This is a genomic window from Marinobacter sp. UBA2498 (assembly GCF_002341575.1).
Classification (GTDB): domain Bacteria; phylum Pseudomonadota; class Gammaproteobacteria; order Pseudomonadales; family Oleiphilaceae; genus Marinobacter; species Marinobacter manganoxydans.
This window is the reverse complement of sequence record NZ_DDOI01000139.1, coordinates 1-2750: the sequence shown is the minus strand read 5'-3', so window position 1 is coordinate 2750 and position 2750 is coordinate 1. Positions and strand designations below refer to the sequence as shown.

The following is a 2750-nucleotide window of genomic DNA, read 5'->3' as shown; positions in this document are numbered from 1 at the left end:
CGGCATCGCCCGGGCGCTGGCCGCCGACCCGGAGCTGATCATCTGCGATGAGCCGGTGTCCGCCCTGGACGTGTCGATCCAGGCCCAGGTGCTGAACCTGCTGATGGACGCCCAGGAAAGCCGGGGCTTGACCTACCTGTTTATTACCCACGATCTGGCGGTGGTTGAGCATTTCGGCACTCGGGTTGCCGTCATGTACCTTGGGCGGGTTTGTGAGCTGGCGGATACGAAAACGCTGTTTTCCGCGCCCCGACATCCCTACACCCATGCGCTGTTGTCGGCTATTCCGAAACTGGAGGACGATCGCCCCAACCACATCCGCCTGAAAGGAGAGGTGCCGACGCCGGTGAACCTGCCGTCGGGCTGCGTGTTTCATGGGCGTTGCCCCTACGCCAACGAGCGCTGCCGGCAGGAAATTCCGCAGCTGATCACCACGGATGGCGGTACCCAGGTGGCCTGCCACGCGGTGGAAGAGGGCCGGTTGTAACGGCGCCGCTGCGATAGGCTATGATGCCAGCAGCAGAACTCGCATCGATACAACGACATACCCTCAGGGGACTCCATGGAAGTAAGCTGGTTGGAAGATTTTCTGGCGCTGGCCCGAACGCGCCATTTTTCACGTGCTGCCGAGTTGCAGCACGTGAGCCAGCCTACGTTCAGCCGCCGGATCAAATTATTGGAAGAAGCCATGGGCAGCACGCTGGTCAACCGCCAGACGCTGCCGCTCTCGCTGACGCCTGCTGGCGAGATATTCCGGGAGCTGTGCGAGCGAATCACCCGGGATGTCCGGGATACCCGTGATCGAATCAGCGCCCTTGAAGCCGAGGTGTCTGCCAGGATCAGTGTGGGTTCCACGCAGGGTCTGTTTTCGCACTTTTACCAGGGCTGGGCGAAAGACGCGGGCATTGCCGAGCGTTTGCAGCTAAATCTGAATGCCACCAGTTGGGTGGGGGAGCAGTTTCTGGAGGCGCTGGACAGTGGCGAGTGTGATCTGGTGCTGTGCTATTGGCATCCCGATCTGCCCTGGGGCGGGAGGCTGACTGCCGATAGTTACGACTGGCTGGTGCTGGCTCGCGAATCCCTGGTTCCGGTCAGTGTTGCTGGCGATCAGGGGCATCCGCGGTTTGCCTTGCCGGGCAGCCCGGAACAGCCGGTACCGCTGATCGCTTATCACAGTCGTGGTTTCCTGCAATCGGCGATTGAAGGCCATCTTGCCCGCAGCAGGTTGACGGCCAACCTGTTACCCCTGAACGAGAACACCCAGTCCGCCAGCATCAAGGCGCTGGTGAAGCAGGGTTTCGGCATGGGCTGGTTGCCCCGGCGCATGATGGAAAAAAGCGAACAGTTCGGCAGTCTGGTGCGAGCCGGTGACGAAGTCTGGGATGTCCCCCTTGAGATTCGCCTGATCCGTCTCCGTGATACCCGCTCGGACGATCTTTTAACGCTCTGGAAAACACTGGAAGATGGCCATGCCTGATGATGCGCTGTTGTCGCTGCAGACCGATCACTTGAAAGAACTGCAGGCCCGATACGAATCGGCCCTGGCAGAGCATGGCTACGACAGCCTGCTTATTGCTTCCGGCGCCGCGCCTTACCGTTATGGAGATGACCAGGCCTGGCATTTCCAGGGTTATGGTCCGTTTCTGCACTGGACCGGGCTGGCCGGTCGCGAACACTGCTGGCTCTGGATCCGGGCCGGGCACAAGCCCGTGCTCTGGCTGTTCGAACCGGTCGACTTCTGGCACGCCAATTCGCCACTGGCGGAAGAGCCCTGGCAGCAATTCATCGAGGTTCGCAGCAGTGCCTCACCCGAGGCCCCGTTGCTGGATGATCCGGAAAGCCTTGCGGTGATCGGGGATCCTGCCCTGATATGGAATATTCCGGGTGAGAAAAACCCGGAGGCTCTGTTGAGGGATCTGGACGAGACCCGCGTGTGCAAAACGCCCTACGAAATCGAGTGTCTCGCGCAGGCGAACAGACTGGCTCTGGCAGGCCACGCGGCGGCCCGGGAGGCGTTCCTGGTCGGTGAGAGCGAGTTTGGCATCAATCTGGCCTACCAGCAGGCAACCGGTCAGCGGGAAGCCGAAGCGCCTTATCACAGCATTATCGGGCTGAACGAGCACGCCGGGACGTTGCACTACCAGTATTACGATACGCAGCCGCCAGGGCAGACCCGCAGCCTGCTGATCGATGCCGGGGTCCGTTTTCGGAGCTACTGCTCCGATATAACCCGCACCACGGCAGGCCCGGGAGAGTCCCACTTCGCGGCGCTGATCCACGGTCTCGACCGGCTTCAGGTCAGGCTCTGCGACATGGTCGCGCCCGGGGTGGACTACATCGACATACATCGTAAGGCTCATGGGGGGATTGCGGCTTTGCTGTCAGCGACCGGGCTGGTGTCGGGCCTGGATGACGAGGATATTGTCGAGAAAGGCATCACCCGGGTTTTCTTTCCCCATGGCATCGGTCATTTCCTGGGCGTACAGGTTCATGATGTCGCGGGAAAGCCAACGCCGCCCCCGGAAGACGCGCCCTTCCTTCGCCTGACCCGCAGGCTGGAGCCGGGCACAGTGGTGACCATTGAACCAGGTTTCTATTTTATTCCCTCGTTGCTGGATCCCTTGCTGGAAGGGGAGTTTGGGCAATACCTGAACCGGGAGCTGATCGGCAAGCTGAGAGGCTGCGGTGGCATCCGTATTGAGGACAACGTCGTGGTGACAGAGGCCGGCTGCCGAAATCTGACCCGTGAG

3 protein-coding genes are annotated in these 2750 nt (G+C 61.2%); all 3 read left to right on the top strand.

Going from position 1 to position 2750, the window contains the following annotated elements; translation table 11 throughout:
* The coding region (locus B2W52_RS19200) for an oligopeptide/dipeptide ABC transporter ATP-binding protein (RefSeq protein ID WP_349677086.1) at nucleotides 1-487 on the top strand (487 nt) is incomplete at its 5' end.
* A 75-nt stretch (nucleotides 488-562) separates the two neighbouring features.
* Complete coding sequence (locus B2W52_RS19195) at nucleotides 563-1477, top strand: LysR family transcriptional regulator (protein ID WP_273070159.1); 915 nt, start codon at nucleotides 563-565, stop codon at nucleotides 1475-1477.
* Nucleotides 1470-2750 (top strand): Xaa-Pro dipeptidase (gene pepQ, locus B2W52_RS19190; RefSeq protein WP_286803926.1); only part of this gene is annotated, 1281 nt, incomplete at its 3' end. The genes B2W52_RS19195 and pepQ, both read left to right, overlap by 8 nt.

What these genes read in the sequence shown, in the direction of transcription:
- B2W52_RS19195 (WP_273070159.1), top strand. Translation starts at nt 563, where the DNA reads ATGGAAGTAAGCTGGTTGGAAGATTTTCTGGCGCTGGCCCGAACGCGC.